Annotated in this window: 20 protein-coding genes; all 20 read left to right on the top strand. The window is 68.7% G+C overall.

Annotated elements, in window-relative coordinates; translation table 11 throughout:
• Positions 1–94 precede the first annotated feature (94 nt).
• The 20 genes from RVF83_RS19590 (at position 95) to secF (ending at position 18,411) form a co-directional block, all read left to right on the top strand.
• Complete coding sequence (locus tag RVF83_RS19590) at positions 95–517, top strand: TIGR02611 family protein (RefSeq protein WP_005197205.1); 423 nt, start codon at positions 95–97, stop codon at positions 515–517.
• Between the two features lie 141 nt (positions 518–658).
• Entirely contained in the window at positions 659–2,734 is a 2,076-nt protein-coding gene (thrS, locus tag RVF83_RS19585; protein ID WP_005197204.1) for a threonine--tRNA ligase, read from the top strand.
• Positions 2,727–3,275, top strand: coding sequence for an HIT family protein (locus tag RVF83_RS19580; protein ID WP_005197203.1), 549 nt, complete (start codon positions 2,727–2,729; stop codon positions 3,273–3,275). Before thrS ends, RVF83_RS19580 begins: the two co-directional genes overlap by 8 nt.
• Positions 3,276–3,293: 18 nt before the next feature.
• A complete protein-coding gene (gene pgsA / locus RVF83_RS19575; RefSeq protein WP_005197201.1) occupies positions 3,294–3,992 on the top strand; it encodes a phosphatidylinositol phosphate synthase in 699 nt (232 codons plus the stop codon).
• Positions 3,989–4,915 carry a phosphatidylinositol mannoside acyltransferase gene (locus RVF83_RS19570; RefSeq protein ID WP_005197200.1) on the top strand — a complete coding sequence of 309 codons (927 nt, stop codon included), beginning with the start codon at positions 3,989–3,991 and terminating at the stop codon, positions 4,913–4,915. The genes pgsA and RVF83_RS19570 overlap by 4 nt, the downstream gene beginning before the upstream one ends.
• Positions 4,912–6,036: a glycosyltransferase family 4 protein gene (locus tag RVF83_RS19565; protein ID WP_039880250.1), complete on the top strand. Its 1,125-nt coding sequence runs from the start codon at positions 4,912–4,914 to the stop codon at positions 6,034–6,036. The genes RVF83_RS19570 and RVF83_RS19565 overlap by 4 nt, the downstream gene beginning before the upstream one ends.
• Complete coding sequence (locus tag RVF83_RS19560) at positions 6,036–6,524, top strand: hypothetical protein (RefSeq protein WP_005197194.1); 489 nt, start codon at positions 6,036–6,038, stop codon at positions 6,522–6,524. The genes RVF83_RS19565 and RVF83_RS19560 overlap by 1 nt, the downstream gene beginning before the upstream one ends.
• A gap of 176 nt (positions 6,525–6,700) precedes the next feature.
• Positions 6,701–7,549: a pyridoxal 5'-phosphate synthase lyase subunit PdxS gene (gene pdxS, locus RVF83_RS19555; RefSeq protein WP_210735103.1), complete on the top strand. Its 849-nt coding sequence runs from the start codon at positions 6,701–6,703 to the stop codon at positions 7,547–7,549.
• Positions 7,550–7,646: 97 nt separating this feature from the next.
• Complete coding sequence (locus tag RVF83_RS19550) at positions 7,647–8,513, top strand: PP2C family protein-serine/threonine phosphatase (protein WP_005197190.1); 867 nt, start codon at positions 7,647–7,649, stop codon at positions 8,511–8,513.
• A gap of 13 nt (positions 8,514–8,526) precedes the next feature.
• Entirely contained in the window at positions 8,527–9,288 is a 762-nt protein-coding gene (locus tag RVF83_RS19545) for a hypothetical protein (RefSeq protein WP_005197189.1), read from the top strand.
• Between the two features lie 219 nt (positions 9,289–9,507).
• Positions 9,508–9,987 carry a helix-turn-helix transcriptional regulator gene (locus tag RVF83_RS19540; RefSeq protein WP_005197187.1) on the top strand — a complete coding sequence of 160 codons (480 nt, stop codon included), beginning with the start codon at positions 9,508–9,510 and terminating at the stop codon, positions 9,985–9,987.
• Positions 9,988–10,032: 45 nt separating this feature from the next.
• Positions 10,033–10,887, top strand: coding sequence for an acyl-CoA thioesterase (locus tag RVF83_RS19535; protein ID WP_005197184.1), 855 nt, complete (start codon positions 10,033–10,035; stop codon positions 10,885–10,887).
• A complete protein-coding gene (gene pdxT, locus RVF83_RS19530; protein WP_005197183.1) occupies positions 10,884–11,504 on the top strand; it encodes a pyridoxal 5'-phosphate synthase glutaminase subunit PdxT in 621 nt (206 codons plus the stop codon). Before RVF83_RS19535 ends, pdxT begins: the two co-directional genes overlap by 4 nt.
• A gap of 144 nt (positions 11,505–11,648) precedes the next feature.
• Positions 11,649–12,404: a YebC/PmpR family DNA-binding transcriptional regulator gene (locus RVF83_RS19525; protein WP_039880264.1), complete on the top strand. Its 756-nt coding sequence runs from the start codon at positions 11,649–11,651 to the stop codon at positions 12,402–12,404.
• 109 nt (positions 12,405–12,513) lie between these two features.
• Entirely contained in the window at positions 12,514–13,083 is a 570-nt protein-coding gene (gene ruvC / locus RVF83_RS19520; RefSeq protein ID WP_039880249.1) for a crossover junction endodeoxyribonuclease RuvC, read from the top strand.
• Complete coding sequence (gene ruvA, locus RVF83_RS19515; RefSeq protein ID WP_005197177.1) at positions 13,080–13,673, top strand: Holliday junction branch migration protein RuvA; 594 nt, start codon at positions 13,080–13,082, stop codon at positions 13,671–13,673. Before ruvC ends, ruvA begins: the two co-directional genes overlap by 4 nt.
• Complete coding sequence (ruvB, locus tag RVF83_RS19510; protein ID WP_005197175.1) at positions 13,673–14,761, top strand: Holliday junction branch migration DNA helicase RuvB; 1,089 nt, start codon at positions 13,673–13,675, stop codon at positions 14,759–14,761. The genes ruvA and ruvB overlap by 1 nt, the downstream gene beginning before the upstream one ends.
• Positions 14,762–14,936: 175 nt before the next feature.
• Complete coding sequence (gene yajC, locus RVF83_RS19505; protein WP_005197173.1) at positions 14,937–15,323, top strand: preprotein translocase subunit YajC; 387 nt, start codon at positions 14,937–14,939, stop codon at positions 15,321–15,323.
• Between the two features lie 191 nt (positions 15,324–15,514).
• Positions 15,515–17,209: a protein translocase subunit SecD gene (gene secD / locus RVF83_RS19500; RefSeq protein ID WP_005197171.1), complete on the top strand. Its 1,695-nt coding sequence runs from the start codon at positions 15,515–15,517 to the stop codon at positions 17,207–17,209.
• A complete protein-coding gene (gene secF, locus RVF83_RS19495) occupies positions 17,206–18,411 on the top strand; it encodes a protein translocase subunit SecF (protein ID WP_005197170.1) in 1,206 nt (401 codons plus the stop codon). The genes secD and secF overlap by 4 nt, the downstream gene beginning before the upstream one ends.
• The last annotated feature ends 4 nt before the right edge of the window (positions 18,412–18,415 follow it).

Here is an 18,415-nt window from a genome sequence, read left to right as displayed (position 1 = left end):
CGGCCAAGCATGCGCTCGGCGAACGTGCCGCGACACGGGATTCGGTAGCCTGGACCCGATTTTTCCGATGTGCGAATCCGATGGTTGGGGGAACATGGCGGAGTCGTTGTGGAAGCGGCTGCGAATCCGGGCGCGTCATCGCCGGTACGTGGTGCGATCCGACCCACGCTGGCATCGCATCTATCGCATCGGGGTCGCCGTCGTCGGCACGATCGTGCTGCTGTGCGGCATCGTCGCCATCCCGTACCCGGGTCCCGGCTGGCTCATCGTCTTCCTCGGACTCGGAATCCTGGCGTCGGAATTCGAGTGGGCGCACCGACTACTGAAGTTCGCGCGGGCGAAGTACGACGCCTGGATGAGGTGGATCGGCCGGCAGCACTGGTCGGTGCAATCGGTGTTCTGGGTCGGCACCTTCGTCATCGTCGTGGGAACCCTCTGGCTCCTGGGGGCACTGCACACGGCGGCCGGTTGGGTGAACCTCGACTATCAATGGCTCGCCAGCCCCATCTTCTCCTGATCGCCCTTCCCGGGCCGCGCCGCGCGCCGGGAGAGGAGGGGTACGGCCGGTCGGGATGACACGCGGATACCATCGGAGTCGCAAACGTCCGCCCGCGGACGCGTACTTCGCGTGTCCGAACCCTATTCGAGGAGCGTCCCCGTGCCCGACGACGTCCAGGTGACCAGCCCAGCCACGATCCGTGTGCCGGCCGGAACCACCGCGGGCACCGCACTGCGTGACCACGATCTGCCCAACAAGGGTCCCGAGGCGATCGTCGTGGTCCGCGACGCCGCCGGCGACCTGCGTGACCTGTCCTGGGTGCCTGCCGAGGACGCCGAGGTCGAGCCCGTGGCGGCCAACACCGAGGCCGGACGCAGCGTCATCCGGCATTCCTGCGCGCACGTGCTCGCGCAGGCGGTCCAGGACCTGTTCCCCGACGCCAAGCTGGGTATCGGCCCGCCCATCAAGGACGGCTTCTACTACGACTTCGACGTCGCCGAACCCTTCACGCCCGAGGACCTCAAGGCCCTCGAGAAGAAGATGAAGCAGATCATCAAGTCCGGGCAGCGCTTCTCGCGCCGCGTCTACGAGTCGAAGGACGAGGCACGCGCCGAGCTGGCGAACGAGCCGTTCAAGCTCGAGCTGATCGACGACAAGGGTGCCGCCGACGACGCCGAGGTGATGGAGGTCGGCGGCGGCGAGCTGTCCGTCTACGACAACCTCAACCCGCGGACCGGCGAACGCATCTGGTGCGATCTGTGCCGTGGTCCCCACGTGCCGACCACCAAGTACATCGCCGCGTTCAAGCTGACCCGTTCGTCGGCCGCCTACTGGCGCGGCGACCAGGACAACGCCGACCTCCAGCGCGTGTACGGCACCGCATGGGAGTCGGCCGAGGCCCTCGACACCCATCTCGAGCTGCTCGCCGAGGCGGAGAAGCGCGACCACCGCAAGCTCGGCGCCGAACTCGACCTGTTCAGCTTCCCCGACGAACTCGGCTCGGGCCTGCCGGTCTTCCATCCCAAGGGCGGCATCATCCGCAAGGAGATGGAGGACTACTCACGGGCACGCCACGTGGCCGCGGGGTACGAGTTCGTCAACACGCCGCACATCACCAAGGGACACCTCTACGAGGTCTCCGGTCACCTCGACTGGTACCGCGACGGAATGTTCCCGCCCATGCACGTCGACGCCGAGGTCGACGAGAACGGCGAGGTGCGCAAGCCCGGCCAGGACTACTACCTGAAGCCGATGAACTGCCCGATGCACAACCTGATCTTCCGCGGCCGCGGACGGTCGTATCGTGAACTGCCGCTGCGGATGTTCGAGTTCGGATCGGTCTACCGCTACGAGAAGTCCGGCGTGATCCACGGACTCACCCGCGTGCGGGGCATGACGCAGGACGACGCGCACATCTACTGCACCCGCGAGCAGATGCGCGACGAGCTGACGTCGATCCTCAACTTCGTCCTCGGCCTGCTCAAGGACTACGGCCTCGACGACTTCTACCTCGAACTGTCCACCAAGGACCCGAAGAAGTTCGTCGGCTCCGACGAGGTGTGGGAAGAGGCGACCAACACGCTCGCCGAGGTCGCCGAGGCGTCGGGTCTCGACCTCGTGCCCGATCCGGGCGGCGCCGCGTTCTACGGCCCCAAGATCTCGGTGCAGGCCAAGGATGCGCTAGGCCGCACCTGGCAGATGTCGACGATCCAGCTCGACTTCAACCTGCCGGAGCGCTTCGAACTCGAGTACACCGGCCCGGACGGCACCAAGCAGCGTCCGGTGATGATCCACCGCGCGCTGTTCGGCTCCATCGAGCGGTTCTTCGGCGTGCTCACCGAGCACTACGCGGGCGCCTTCCCGGCCTGGCTGTCGCCGGTCCAGGTGATGGGCATCCCGGTGGCCGACGCGTTCGCCGATCACCTGCAGGGTGTCGTCGACGCGCTGCGTGCCGCCGGTGTCCGCGCCGAGGTCGACCACTCCGACGACCGCATGCAGAAGAAGATCCGCAACCACACCACCGGGAAGGTGCCGTTCATGCTGCTCGCCGGCGAACGCGACGTCGAGGCGCATGCGGTGAGTTTCCGGTTCCGCGACGGGTCGCAGATCAACGGTGTCCCGGTGGGTGCCGCGATCGCGGCGATCACCGACTGGGTGGGCGCCCGGCGCAACGAGTCGCCGACCAAGGAACTCCTGGAGGCGAAGCTCGGCACCGTGGGGGCCGTCGATGGCTGAGGCACCCGGCGAGATCCGCGACGAGGGCGTCGGCGTCGGTGGTCGTCTGGAGCGGCTGTGGAGTCCGCACCGGATGACCTACATCGCCGACCCGCAGCCGGCGGCCAAGACCGGTCACCCCTTCCTCGACATCCCGACGATGTCCGACGAGGACGGGCTGATCGTCGCGCGCGGCGAGTCGGTGTACGCGGTGCTCAACCTGTACCCGTACAACCCGGGGCACACGATGGTGGTCCCGTACCGCCAGGTCGCCGACCTCGAGGATCTGACGCCCGCCGAGTCGTCCGAGCTGATGACCTTCACGCAGCGGATGATCCGCACGATCAAGGCGGTCTCGAACCCGAACGCGTTCAACGTGGGACTCAACCTGGGTTATGCCGCGGGCGGCTCGCTCTCCGAACACCTGCACCAGCACATCGTGCCCCGCTGGATGGGCGACGCGAACTTCATCACGATCGTCGGCGAGACCAAGGTGATGCCGCAGCTGCTGCGCGACACCCGGGGGCTGCTCGCCGAGGCGTGGCAACGTCTCGATGACTGAGGGGGGAGGAGCTCGCGGATGCTGAGCATTCTGGGTCGGGCGTCGGTCTCCAAGGTGACGTTGCCGATGGGGCGGGCGCTGCTGCGTACCGGCCTCACGCCGGACATCATGACCGTGATCGGGACCGTGGCGAGCGTGGCGGCCGCGCTCACGCTGTTCCCGATGGGCTACCTGTTCGCGGGCACCCTGGTCATCTGGCTCTTCGTCATGTTCGACATGCTCGACGGCGCGATGGCCCGTGCCCGCGGCGGCGGGACCCGTTTCGGGGCGGTCCTCGACGCCACGTGTGACCGCATCGCCGACGGCGCGATCTTCGCCGGACTCGTGTGGTGGTGCACCGTCACCGAACCCCATCGCCTGCTGCTGATCGCGACCCTGATCTGCCTGGTCACCTCGCAGGTGATCTCGTACGCCAAGGCCCGCGCCGAGGCCAGCGGCCTCTACGGCGACGGTGGTCTCATCGAGCGCCCCGACCGCCTCATCATCGTGCTCGTCGGCACCGGCCTCACCGGTCTCGGCCTGCCGTGGGCGGTCCACGTGGCGATGTGGCTGCTCGCCGTCGGCAGCGTCATCACCGTCGGCCAGCGCATGTGGTCGATCTCCAACTCACCGGGTGCGCGGGACCTGATCCCGCTCGAGGCACAACCCGAATCCACCGATTCCGACCCCGCCGACACCGACACCGACGGCCCGACCCCGCCCGCCGAGGCACGATGACCGACATCGCCGCACTCGCCGCCGACCTGGGGTACCGGGCCGGCTGGGCAGCGGTGAGGTACGCGCCGGAACGCGCCGCCCGCACCGTGTTCGACCGTGCCGCCGGACTCGCCGGACGCCGCAATGGCGGTCCGGAACAGTTGCGCCGCAACCTGGCCCGCGTGGTCGGGGTCGCCGACCCCGCCGACGTGCCCGACGAGTTGGTCGCGGATGCGGTGCGTTCCTACGCGCGGTACTGGTGCGAGGCCTTCCGGCTGCCCGCCCAGGACCGTGCCACCGTGGCGTCGACCGGGAACCTGCCCGAGGCCGACCACGCCCGGCTCGACGCCGCGGTGTCGCGCGGCAAGGGTGTGGTGCTGGCCCTGCCGCACACCGGTAACTGGGACATGGCCGGCGTCTGGCTGGTCCAGCACTACGGGAAGTTCGCAACGGTTGCCGAACGGCTCAAGCCGGAGTCGCTGTTCAACCGGTTCGTCGAGTACCGCGAGTCGCTGGGCTTCGAGATCTTCCCGCTCAGTGGCGGCGAGCAGCCCCCGTTCGGTGTGCTCGCCGACCGTCTCCGGGCCGGCGGCATCGTCTGCCTGCTGGGGGAACGCGACCTCGCCCGCCACGGCGTCCCGGTCACCTTCTTCGGTGAACGCACCCGGATGCCGGCCGGGTCGGCGCGGCTGGCGATCGAGACCGGCGCGGCCCTGTTCCCGGCGCACCACTGGTTCGAGGAGGCGCCCTACTCGTCGATGAGTGTCGGCGAGGAGATCGATGTATCCGGCGGTGTGGAGGCGGCCACCCAGGCGCTCGCCGACGCGTTCGCCGCGAACATCGCCGCACATCCCGCCGACTGGCACATGCTGCAACCGCTCTGGGAGGCCGACTGGACCGATCGGCAGAAGGCACGGATGACCGAAAACGGGGGAGCCGCATGAGAATCGGGATGATCTGCCCTTATTCGTTCGACGTCCCCGGCGGTGTGCAGGCGCACGTCACCGAACTCGCACACGTCTTCATCGACCGCGGGCACGAGGTCAGCGTCCTGGCCCCGGCGTCGCGCCGCACCGAACTACCCGAGTACGTGGTGCGTGCGGGGCCGTCGCTGGCCATCCCGTACAACGGGTCGGTCTCGCGGGTGAACTTCAGCCCGAAAGGCTATCTGCGGCTACGCCGTTGGATCGCCGAGAACGGTTTCGACGTCCTGCACGTGCACGAACCGAACTCGCCGTCGATCTCCATGCTCTCGCTGATGGTCGCCTCCGGCCCGATCGTCACGACCTTCCACACCGCGACGTCGAAGTCGCTGTGGCTCAGCGCTTTCCAGGGAATTCTCCGCCCGTACCACGAACGCATCGCCGGCAAGATCGCCGTCTCCGAACTGGCGCGGCGCTGGCAGATGGAGTCGCTGGGCTCCGATGCCGTGGAGATCCCCAACGGCATCAACGTCGCCGGCTTCGCCAACGCCGAGCCGCTCGACGGCTACCCGCATCCCGGCGGCACGATCCTGTTCCTCGGTCGTTTCGACGAGCCGCGCAAGGGAATCGACATCCTGATGCGCGCGCTGCCGTCGGTCGTGGAGAAGTTCCCGGATGTGCGGGTCCTCGTCGTCGGCGGCGGCAACCAGGCCGCGCTGCGCCGGCGCGCGGGAAGCCTCGCCGATCACCTCGTCTTCCTGGGTCAGGTCGACGACGCGACCAAAGCGCGCGCCCTGGCCTCCGCCGACGTCTACTGCGCCCCCAACCTCGGCGGCGAGAGCTTCGGCATCGTCCTTGTCGAGGCGATGGCCGCCGGAGCCGCGGTGATCGCCAGCTCGCTGAACGCCTTCCGGCGCGTCCTCGACGACGGCCGGGCGGGCAAGCTCGTCGACACCGGATCGCCGGATCAGCTCGCGGCGGGCATCATCTCGCTGCTCTCCGACGACGAGGCGCGCGAGCAGCTCGTCGCCCGGGGACGTATCCGCGCCGACAAGTACGACTGGTCCCGCGTGGCAGACCAGATCCTCCGCGTCTACGACACCGTGACCGTCGGTGCCGGTCCGGTGGTGGTGTCGGACTGATGGCGACCTGGATCGTCCTCGGGGTCGTCGCGGTCCTGCTGGCCGTCGGCTGGGCCTACCACACCGCCAACCGTCTCGACCGCCTCAACGTGCGCGTCGATCTCGCCCGGCAGTCCCTCTACGCCGGTCTCGACCGACGTGCCGTCGTCGTGCGTGCGATCGCCGCGGAACTGCCGGGATCCGAGCTGGCGGCGCTCGCCGACCGCGCGGAACGAGCAGCGCCCGAGGACCGTGAGGACGCGGAGAACGCGCTGTCGTCGGCGCTGGCCCGCACCGACGCCTCCGGCCGGTCTCCGGCCCTGGTCATCGAGCTCGCCGACGCCGAGACACGGGTGATGATGGCCCGTCGCTTCTACAACGACGCGGTGCGCGACACCCGCGCCCTCGCCGAGCGGCGACTGGTCCGGTGGTTGCGTCTGGGCGGCCACGCGTCGCCGCCGACGTACTTCGAGATCATCGAACGGGTCACGCCGGGCCAGGGCGAGTGATCCTGGTACCAGGGCGTTTCACGGGCTGACCTAGACTGGTTCCACGCTGCCGCAGGGTCCGCCGACGGGGGATCGGCTGCGGCACGTCGAGACAGCGACATGAGGAGAAATCAGTGAGTCAGAACGGCGCGACCGTTCCCGAGGTCGGACAGGGCACCGCCCGGGTCAAGCGGGGAATGGCCGAAATGCTCAAGGGCGGCGTGATCATGGACGTGGTCACCCCCGAGCAGGCGAAGATCGCCGAGGACGCCGGCGCGGTGGCCGTGATGGCTCTCGAGCGTGTGCCCGCCGACATCCGCGCCCAGGGCGGCGTCTCGCGGATGAGCGATCCGGACATGATCGACGGCATCATCTCCGCCGTCTCGATCCCGGTCATGGCCAAGGCGCGTATCGGCCACTTCGTCGAGGCGCAGATCCTGCAGAGCCTGGGCGTGGACTACGTCGACGAGTCCGAGGTCCTGACCCCGGCCGACTACTCCAACCACATCGACAAGTGGGCGTTCACCGTGCCGTTCGTGTGCGGTGCGACCAATCTGGGTGAGGCGCTGCGCCGGATCACCGAGGGTGCGGCGATGATCCGCTCCAAGGGCGAGGCCGGCACCGGTGACGTGTCCAACGCCACCACCCACATGCGCAAGATCCGCGACGAGATCCGACGTCTGACCTCGCTGCCCAAGGACGAGTTGTACGTGGCGGCAAAGGAACTGCAGGCCCCCTACGACCTGGTGGTCGAGGTCGCCGAGGCGGGCAAGCTGCCGGTCACGCTGTTCACCGCCGGCGGCATCGCCACCCCGGCGGATGCGGCGATGATGATGCAGCTCGGCGCCGAGGGCGTCTTCGTGGGCTCGGGGATCTTCAAGTCCGGCAACCCGGCACAGCGTGCGGCCGCGATCGTGCAGGCCACCACCTTCCACGACGACCCCGACGTCCTGGCCAAGGTCTCGCGCGGACTGGGCGAGGCGATGGTCGGCATCAACGTCGACGACATCCCGCAGCCGCACCGCCTGGCCGAGCGCGGCTGGTGATCCCGCCCGCCGGAGCGCCCCTCGTTCAACACGCCGAGACCGAACAGTCGACATGCGTGGCGAGCCAGGGGTGTTCCGGCGGTAGGATCTGCTGATCATGGATGCGGCGACCATCGTTCGGGATGCCTCGGTCTCGGGCACACACATCGTGGGTGAATTGCGGCTGGAGTGGTCGGCGGCGTGCAACGTCGGCCGGGTCCGCGAGACCAACGAGGATGCCGCACTGGCACTGCCGGGCATGTACCTCATCGCCGACGGCATGGGCGGGCACGACAGCGGTGAACTCGCCAGCGAGGCCGCGCTGCTCACCCTCTCCGAGGCGACGAGCGCCGGTGAACTGAACGCCACCAAGGTGCAGCTCGACGACCTGCTGGTCGCGGCGCAGCGCCGCATCGGCGAGATCGACACCGAGACTGACCGCCGGGCGGGCACCACCGCCACCGGCGCCGTCCTGGTCACCCACGAACAGAGCCCGCACTGGCTCGTCCTCAACATCGGTGACTCGCGCACCTACCGGTACCAGAACGGTTCGCTGCAGCAGCTGACCACCGATCATTCGCAGGTCCAGGAGTTCATCGACGCGGGCTTCCTGACGCCCGAACAGGCGCGAACCGACCCGCGGCGCAACGTCATCACCCGTGCACTCGGTGCCGGGATGGTCGATCCCGTCCCGGACTTCTTCAACACCCCGGCCTTCCCGGGCGACGTACTGCTCCTCTGTACCGACGGGCTCACCGGTGAGCTGCCCGACGAGGAGATCGGCGACATCCTCGCCAACGCGTCGAGCTCTGACGAGGCCGCCGGGCGTCTCGTCTACGCGGCGCTCGCACTCGGCGCCCACGACAACGTCACCGTCATCGTGGTGACCGTGCACGAGTCGGTTCCGACCCTGACGATGCCTGCTCTCGACGGCGCCGCCGAGGGGGAGTCCACCGACGAGGCGACGGCCGCCGACCCCAACTGATCGAGGTGATCTGATGAACACAGGTCACGATCCCTCGGTCCACGACCCCGCCGGCACCGGACTCGACGACGCCGCGACCTATGTCGAGTATTGCGGCGAACGCACCGCTCTCGACGCCGACCGGCGCTTCTTCATCGGTCGTGAGGCCGACCTGTCGATCGACGACAACCCGTATCTCCACCGCCGATTCCTGGTGGTGCACAACGAGAACGGGCTGTGGTGGTTGACCAACCTGGGTACCCACCTGTCGGCGAGCGTGTCCGCGGGTGACGTCGGCTTCTCGGCCACGCTCGGTCCGGGCGCACGCATGCCGCTGGTGTTCGGCGAGACCACCATCGTGTTCACCGCCGGTCCCACCACCTACGAGTTGAGCGTCTTCGCCCGTGCGCCACAGGTGAAGTCGGTGACCCGCCCCGAATTCAGCGGCGGCCACACCACCCAGGGTGTCCCGACCCTCACCGAGAGCCAGAAGCTGCTGATCGTCGTACTGGCGGAGGAGATCCTGCGCCGTGAGGGGACCGGCGCCTCGTCGATCCCGTCGTCGGCCCAGGCCGCCCGACGCCTCGGTTGGCCGCTGACCAAATTCAACCGCAAGCTCGACAACGTCTGCGACAAGCTCGATCAACTCGGCGTCAGCGGGATGCGCGGTGGTGGCGGCAAACTCGCCAGCAACCGCCGGACCAAGCTCGTCGAGTACGCGGTCTCCTCGCGCATCGTGACCCGGGAGGACCTACCGCTGATCGACGCGGAGGCCGCGCGGAACGCCGCCGGCTGAACCGGCCGGGGAGGCGAGGGGTAGTTCTGGGTACCCGTCGCGTCGCGCAGGGGCAGCCACCTCTCTGACCTGTGGTTATGGCATGGGTAGTTCTCCCCATGCGGTGGGGAGTTCTCCCCATCGACCCCGGCGCGGAACGCCCATAATCTTCATCTCATCGCCGGAACGACAGACCGGCACCACCACCGCCCGGTTCGATGAGTGAAGAGGAAGCACACAATGACCGCGATCGCCCACCAGGCCCCCCAGCACCTGCGCCAGATCAACGCTCGACGCGACGCCGAGGCGCACGCCCGCCGCCAGGAGGCCTTGGCCCGTCTCGCGGCCCGCCGGATGCCGCTCCCCGGACAGGTCTCCCGCCAGAACCAGCCCGGCCTCGGCCACCGCGCCGGACACCCGCACCTGCACCGTGTCGCCTCGCCGATGCCGACGCCGGAGACCGCGGCGACCGCCGAGGCGTCCACCGGTCGCGCCAAGCCGAACCTCACCTCCCGCGAGGTCGAGGTGCTGCGGACCTGGATGCTCGTCGACTCCAAGCCGGCCGTCGCCCAGGAGCTCTACATCTCCCTCGGCACGGTCAACACCCACCTGACCCGCATCCGCGCCAAGTACGCCGAGATCGGTCGTCCGGCCCCCACCAAGGCCTCGCTCGTGGCGCGCGCCATCCAGGACGGGATCATGACGCTCGACGAGCTGTAGAGGCTGACGTCGGGTTCGGTCGCCTCGTGCGGGATACTGGTCTGCGTGGCAGCCATCGAGGACATACTGCAGGTCGAGCAGATCGAGACCGACATCTACCGGGGTGGTGCGATCCCCAGCCACCTCCAGCGCACCTTCGGCGGACAGGTCGCCGGCCAGGCGCTGATGGCGGCGACGCGGACCGTCGACGCCGACCACTACGTCCACTCCCTCCACGGATACTTCCTGCGGCCCGGCGATCCCGACATCCCGGCGGTGTTCCTCGTCGACCGGATCCGCGACGGGCGGTCGTTCGTCACCCGGCGGGTCACCGGCATCCAGCGGGGCGAGGCGATCTTCACGATGTCGGCCTCCTTCCACGTCCGGACCGATCAAGGCTACGAGCACCAGGACCGCATGCCGCCGGTGCCGGATCCCGAGGAACTCACCGACCGCCTCGACGAACTCGGCGAGGAAGAGCGCGCGGTGTTCAAGGAATGGCGCAACTTCGATCTCCGCATCGTGCCGCCGGAGAAGATGGTCACCTCTCCGTATCTCGCTGCGCAGCAACGGGTCTGGTTCCGCTACCGCCACCCGCTGCCGGACGACACGGTGTTCCACGTGGGGACGCTGGCCTACATGAGCGACATGACGCTGCTCGGGTCGTCGCGCGTGCCGCACCCCGAGTCCAATCCCCAGGTCGCCTCCCTCGACCACGCGATGTGGTTCATGCGCCCGTTCCGCGCCGACGACTGGCTGCTCTACGACCAGACGTCGCCGTCCGCGGACGGCGGGCGTGCCCTGACGCAGGGTCGCATCTTCGACCGGAAGGGACGCATGGTCGCGGCGGTCACGCAGGAGGGGCTCGCCCGTACCGGACGCCAGATGCCCGAGGACCAGCACGCCCGGACCGATCGGTGAGCGCCGGATCGCGACCGCGGATCGGGGTTCTCGCACTCCAGGGTGACGTGCGCGAACACGTCCACGCCCTCGAGGCCAGTGGCGCCGACGCGCTGCCCATCCGCAGGCAGGCCGAGCTCGACGAGATCGACGGCATCGTCATCCCCGGCGGGGAGTCGACGACGATGAGCAAGTTGCTCGGCATCTTCGACCTGTTCGACCCGCTCGTCGAGCGGCTCTCCGACGGGTTGCCCGCCTACGGGTCCTGCGCGGGCATGATCATGCTCGCCTCCACGATTCTCGACACCCGTCCCGACGCGCGCCACCTCGATGCGCTCGACATCACGGTGCGGCGCAACGCATTCGGCCGTCAGGTGGAGAGTTTCGAGACCGATCTCGACTTCGCCGGCATCACCGATCGGGCCGGTGCGCAGCCGATGCGGGCGGTTTTCATCCGGGCTCCCTGGGTGGAATCGGTGTCACCCGACGTCGAGGTTCTGGCTCGGGTCCCGGAGGGGCCGGCCGAGGGGCGGATCGTCGCGGTGCGCCAGGGAACTGTGCTCGCGACGTCGTTCCATCCGGAGGTCACCGGAGACCGACGCGTACATGAATACTTCGTGGAGATGGTGCGTCGGTAAGATCGTGCCGAACCAGCGACAGTGCAAGCGCCTGCGGCAGCAGTCGGCAGGCTTGAGGATCGCCGGATGCGGGGCCACCGGCCCGGCATGCGTGCCGCGGGCACCCACCCGCCGCGCACCGGCACCGGGAAAGGATGCGACGACATGAGCGGCCATTCCAAATGGGCCACCACCAAGCACAAGAAGGCGGTCATCGACGCCAAGCGCGGCAAGATGTTCGCCAAGCTGATCAAGAACATCGAGGTGGCTGCCCGGACCGGCGGTGGTGACCCGGCCGGCAACCCGACCCTCTTCGACGCCATCCAGAAGGCGAAGAAATCGTCGGTGCCCAACGACAACATCGAACGTGCCCGCAAGCGAGGCGGTGGTGAAGAGGCGGGCGGCGCCGACTGGCAGACCATCATGTACGAGGGCTACGGCCCCAACGGCGTGGCGATCCTGATCGAGTGCCTCACCGACAACCGCAACCGCGCGGCCGGTGAGGTCCGCACCGCGATGACCCGCAACGGCGGCAACATGGCCGACCCGGGCTCGGTCTCGTACCTGTTCACCCGCAAGGGCGTCGTCACCCTCGAGAAGAACGGCCAGTCCGAGGACGACATCCTGATGGCCGTGCTCGACGCCGGTGCCGAAGAGGTCACCGACCTCGGCGACACCTTCGAGATCATCAGCGAACCCACCGACCTCGTCGCGGTGCGCACCGCCCTGCAGGACGCCGGTATCGACTACGACTCCGCCGAGGCGAGCTTCCGGGCATCGGTGGAGGTCGCCGTCGACGCCGACGGTGCGCGCAAGGTGTTCAAGCTGATCGACGCGCTCGAGGACTCCGACGATGTGCAGAACGTCTACAGCAACGTCGACATCAGCGACGAGGTCCTTGCCGAGCTCGAGAACGACTGATCGCCGACCGCCCTCCTGAGGGCGTGTTGATCAACGGAGTTGTCCGCCCGCCCCGATAGAATCTCGAACAATTGTTCGTAACATCGTTCGGATGCCTGGGAGGGTACGAGTGCGCGTCATGGGCGTCGATCCCGGACTCACGCGGTGCGGTATCGCGCTGGTGGAGTCGGGTCGCGGGAGGTCGGTGACCGCACTCGACGTGGACGTGGTGCGGACCCCGAGCGACATGGACCTGGCCGAGCGGCTGCTCGCGATCTACACCTCGGCGTGCCACTGGCTCGACGTCCACCAGCCCGACGTGGTGGCCATCGAGCGCGTGTTCGCGCAGAACCAGGTGTCGACCGCGATGGGCACCGCGCAGGCGGGCGGCGTCATCGCGCTGGCCGCGAGTCAGCGTGGCGTCCCGGTCCGTTTCCACACGCCGTCGGAGGTCAAGGCCGCAGTCACCGGCAGCGGTCGTGCCGACAAGGCACAGGTGACCGCGATGGTGACGCGAATTCTCGGCATGCAGACCAAGCCGAAGCCGGCCGACGCCGCAGACGCGCTCGCGCTCGCGATCTGTCACTGCTGGCGCGGACCCATGATGGAGCGGATGGCAGCCGCGCAGAAACAGGCCGACGCGGCCGCCGCGAAGCATCGTCAGCGGCTCGCCCAGGCACGAGAGGGGAGTCGCGCATGATCGCGTCAGTCCGCGGTCCGGTTCTGGAGATCGCCCTCGACCACGCCGTGATCGACTGTGCGGGAGTCGGTTACCGCGTACTCGCAACGCCGGCCACGCTGTCGCGGTTGCGTCGCGGCGACGAGGCGACGCTGTTGACCTCGATGATCGTCCGCGAGGACTCGATGACGCTGTACGGGTTCACCGAACCCGACGCCCGCGCGCTGTTCGCTCTGCTGCAGACCGTCACCGGCGTCGGCCCGCGGCTCGCGATGGCGACCCTGGCGGTCCTCGAACCGGAGTCGTTGCGACGCGCCCTGGCCGACTCCGACACCAAAGCGCTGACCTCGGTGCCCGGCATCGGCAAGCGTGTCGCCGAACGACTCTGCGTCGAACTGCGGGACAAGGTGGACCGTCCGTCGGGTGACACGGCCACCGGCACCGTCCCCGCCGGCGGGATCCGCGAACAGGTCGCCGAAGCGCTCGTCGGGCTCGGCTTCACCGCCGCGCCGGCCGAAAAGGCAGTCACCGCGATCCTCGCCGAGAACCCCGACGCCGACGCATCGACCGTGCTCCGTCGCTCGCTGGCGATGCTGGGCAAGGCCTCGTGATGACCGGCGATCCCGACGACCTCGAGGATCGCGAGGTCAACGCCACGCCGGTCCGTTCCGACGGCGACCTCGACGCCGGTCTGCGGCCCCGGTCCCTGGCCGACTTCATCGGCCAGCCGCGCGTCCGCGAACAGCTCGAACTCGTCCTGCACGGCGCCAAGGGGCGCGGCGGCACCCCCGACCACATCCTGCTGTCCGGTCCTCCGGGACTCGGCAAGACGTCGCTGGCCATGATCATCGCCTCGGAGATGGGCGCCGCGATCCGCGTGACCTCCGGGCCGGCGCTCGAACGCGCCGGTGACCTGGCGGCCATGCTCTCCAACCTCGTCGAGGGCGACGTCCTGTTCATCGACGAGATACACCGCATCGCCCGGCCTGCCGAGGAGATGCTGTATCTCGCGATGGAGGACTTCCGAGTCGACGTCGTCGTCGGCAAGGGGCCCGGAGCAACCTCCATCCCCCTGGACGTCGCCCCGTTCACCCTGGTCGGGGCCACCACCCGGTCCGGGTCGCTGACCGGCCCGCTGCGCGACCGCTTCGGGTTCACCGCGCACATGGAGTTCTACGAGCCCGCCGAACTCGTCCGGGTCCTCAACCGCTCCGCCGGCATCCTCGGCATCGAACTGGGGCCGGACGCCTCCGCGGAGATCGCACGCCGCTCGCGCGGCACGCCGCGAATCGCCAATCGCCTGCTCCGCCGGGTCCGCGACTACGCCGAGGTCCGGGGCGACGGCTCGATCACCGTCGACGTCGCCCGTGCCGCCCTGAAGGTCTACGACGTCGACGAACTCGGCTTCGACCGACTCGACCGCGCCGTCCTCGACGCCCTGATCCGGGCCTTCGGCGGGGGACCGGTCGGGGTGTCGACGCTGGCCGTGGCGGTGGGCGAGGAGCCCGCGACCGTCGAAGAGGTCTGCGAACCGTTCCTGGTCCGGGCCGGGATGATCGCCCGCACCCCACGGGGACGCGTCGCCACCGCGGCGGCCTGGCATCACCTGGGCCTGACACCGCCCGCCGGCGCGATGAACGCCTCCTTCGGCGCCCGTCCCCGCGAGATCGGCGGCGAGTCCCTGTTCGACGAACTCTGACCCGACCCGAGCCGGAACCCAGTGTGACGCGGGGCACCACCTGCGGGGATGCCTTCACAGGAGGACGTGGCACACTGTGTGGAGCACAGCGTGGCCATCGGACGCCTCGCGCCGATCGGCGCGGGGTGGTGGTGCACGCGGTACAACCCGAAACACAAAGGACTGACTCTCACCCATGGACACTCTGCTCTTCCCCCTCTTGCTGGCACTGCTCGCCGGCTTCATGTTCTTGTCGATGCGGAAGCAGAAGAAGCGCGCGACCGAGATGCAGGAGATGCAGGCCTCGGTGTCGACGGGTACCCGTATCCAGCTGACCTCGGGCCTGTTCGGCACCGTCATCGACGCGGCGTCGTCCGACTTCGTCGACGTGGAGATCGCCACCGGTGTGGTCACCCGCTGGAACCGTCTCGCGATCATGCGCGTCATCCCCACCGACGAGGCCGCCGCGACCTACCCGGGCCACACCGAGCCGGAGGCCGACTACAGCGACTACGCCGACGACTCGGATTCGGTCAGCCTCGACAAGCCGTCGTCCGACGACGCGCGCGACACCGACAAGTAATCCCGGAGCAGCGCCGCGCCGTCGACCGGCGTGGCGCCTCCTGCCCACCTCCCGCGCATCGCCTGTCTTGCCGAGGTCTGCGTGCCCCGCTGTGGTGAACAGCGTGTGCGCGTAGACCTTTCGGAGTCGGTGGGTCATGCGGTCCGAGCGCCCTCGGCCGGTTGACGTTCCCAAAGGAGACCTGAACAGCTGTGACAAGTCCTCGTTCGACCGCGAAGGCGGCCAAGTCCGCCGGCAAGCGGTCGCGACCGAGTCGAGAGATCCCGCCGTGGCGTCCGCTCGTGGCCTTCCTCGCTCTGCTCGCGGTCGTGTACGGGTTGATCTACTTCACCGGCCCCAAGACGCTCGAGCCCAAACTGGGCATCGACCTGCAGGGCGGAACCCGGGTGACGCTGACCGCGCGCACCGAGGACGGGAAGGAGCCGACCCGCCAGCAGCTCGATCAGGCCAAGCAGATCATCGAGCAGCGTGTGAACGGTCTCGGTGTCTCCGGATCCGAGGTCGTCGTCACCGGCAACAACCTCGTGATCACGGTGCCCGGTGAGGACGGCGCGCAGGCCAAGTCGCTGAGCCAGACCGCGCGTCTGTACGTGCGGCCGGTCGTCGGTGCCACGGCGGCGACGCCGCAGCCGCCGAAGCCGGAGGGCCAGGACGAGGACCAGGCCGACGGGATGCCCACCGAGGTGGCCGCGGCGGCAATCGCCGAACAGCGCAAGATCCGTCAGGCTCCCGGTGACGCCAAGCAAGAGCAGCTGGTCCCACTGCAGGAGCAGATGGCGAAGATGGACTGCTCGCCGACCGCCAACGACCCGCTTCGCGGCAACGACCTGCCCGACCAGTACCTGGTGGCGTGTTCCACCGACGGCAAGGAGGTCTACCTCCTCGGTCCGCAGATCATCGACGGCCGCGACATCAAGGACGCGTCCGCGGGCACCGATCCGCAGACCGGTGAATGGGTCGTCACCCTCGAGTTCAAGGGCAAGGCCGCGGACTTCTGGCCGAAGTACACCGCTCAGGAAGCGCCGAACCGCACGCAGACCGCGTTCACCCTCGACTCGGCCGTCGTCTCCGCACCCGCCATCAACGAGCCCATCCCGGGCGGCCAGACGCGCATCAGCGGCAGCAGCGCCGATCCGTTCACCGAGAAATCGTCGAACGAGCTCGCCAACGTGCTGAAGTACGGCTCGCTGCCACTGTCGTTCAACGCCTCCGACGCCGAAACCGTCTCGGCGACACTGGGTCTCTCGTCGCTCAAGGCGGGTCTGCTCGCCGGCGCCATCGGCCTCGTGGCGGTGTTGATCTACGCGCTGGCCTACTACCGGATGCTCGGCATCCTCACGATGCTGTCGCTGGTCCTCGCCGGCGCGATGGTCTACGGCATCATCGTCCTGCTCGGCCGCTGGATCGGGTTCACCCTCGACCTCGCGGGCATCGCCGGTCTGATCATCGGTATCGGTATGACCGCGGACTCGTTCGTCGTCTACTTCGAACGCATCAAGGACGAGATGCGTGAGGGCCGGAGTTTCCGCTCGGCGGTGCCACGCGGTTGGGCGAGTGCCCGCCGCACGATCTGGTCGGGTAACGCGGTCAGCTTCATCGCCGCCGCGGTGATCTACATCCTCGCGATCGGTGAGGTGCGCGGCTTCGCGTTCACCCTGGGACTCACCACGATCCTCGACGTCATGGTCGTCTTCCTGGTGACCCATCCGCTGGTGGTCTACGCGAGTAGATCGTCGTTCCTGTCGAAGCCGAGCGTCAACGGTCTCGGCGCGGTCAGCGAGGTGGCCCGCGAGCGCAAGGTCGCGGCCCGCCGCCAAGCCGAGGCCGCCGACGCCGAAGCGACCCCCGCCGACGCGTCCACCAGCGAGAAGGGGATTGTGCGATGACCCGTCCGGACAACCCGAACAAGGACTCGAGGGAGGCCGGCCAGACCGCGGTCGTCGAACCGCCGTCACCGTCGACCGGTACCGACGCGGACTTCGTCTCCGACAACAAGCGCGGCTTCTTCGCCCGGCTCTACACCGGTACCGGCGCCTTCGAGATCGTCGGCAAGCGCAAGACGTGGTACATCGTCGCCGCGGTGATCATGCTGATTTGCCTGGCGTCGATCGCGATCCGGGGCTTCACCTTCGGGATCGACTTCGAGGGCGGCACCCAGATGTCGGTGCCGGTCGCCTCGTCGGAGATCACCGCCGACTCGGTCGAGAAGGTCGTCACCGAGGCCCTCGGCGAGGAGCCCGAGTCGGTCCAGACCGCCGGTGCCGGCAACAGCGCCACCGTGCAGGTGCGCACCGAGACCCTCGACCTCGCCCAGGCCGAGGCGGTGACCCGAGCGCTCACCGAGGAGTTCGGTCCCGCACTGACGGCCTCCGAGGTCAGCATCTCCGACGTCAGCTCCACTTGGGGCCGCGAGATCACCGAGAAGATGGCGCTCGCGCTCGCGGTGTTCCTCGTCATCGTCTTCGTCTACATCGCGGTCCGGTTCGACCGGGAGATGTCGATCGCGGCGATGGCGTCGCTGGCCTTCGACATCGTCGCCACCGCGGGTGTCTACTCGCTGGTCGGCTGGGAGGTCACACCGGCCACGGTGATCGGTCTGCTGACCATCCTCGGCTTCTCGCTCTACGACACGGTCGTCGTGTTCGACAAGGTGCAGGAGAACACCCGCTCGGTGTTGCAGACCTCGCGCCGGACCTATGGCGAGCAGGCGAACCTGGCGGTCAACCAGACGCTGATGCGGTCGATCAACACGACCATCATCTCGGTCCTGCCGATCATCGCGCTGATGGTCGTGGCCGTCTGGCTGCTCGGCGTCGGCACACTGAAGGACCTGGGTCTGATCCAGCTCGTCGGCGTCGTGGTCGGCACATACTCCTCGATCTTCCTGGCCGCGCCGCTGCTGGTGACGCTGAAGGAACGCCGTGAGGACGTCTCCCGGCACACCGCCAAGGTGTTGAACCGCCGCGCCGGGATCGAGTCGGGTGTGGCGCCGGGCGCCGACGCCCGGCCGGTGCGCCGCCGTCGGGGCGCGTCCGACACGGACGACGCCGAACGGGTACCGACCGGCAAACGCCGTCGCAACCGCTAGTCTC

Origin of the sequence: Gordonia rubripertincta, from assembly GCF_038024875.1 — a bacterium.
Taxonomy (GTDB): Bacteria; Actinomycetota; Actinomycetes; order Mycobacteriales; family Mycobacteriaceae; genus Gordonia; species Gordonia rubripertincta.
This window is presented reverse-complemented; position numbering and strand designations above follow the sequence as displayed.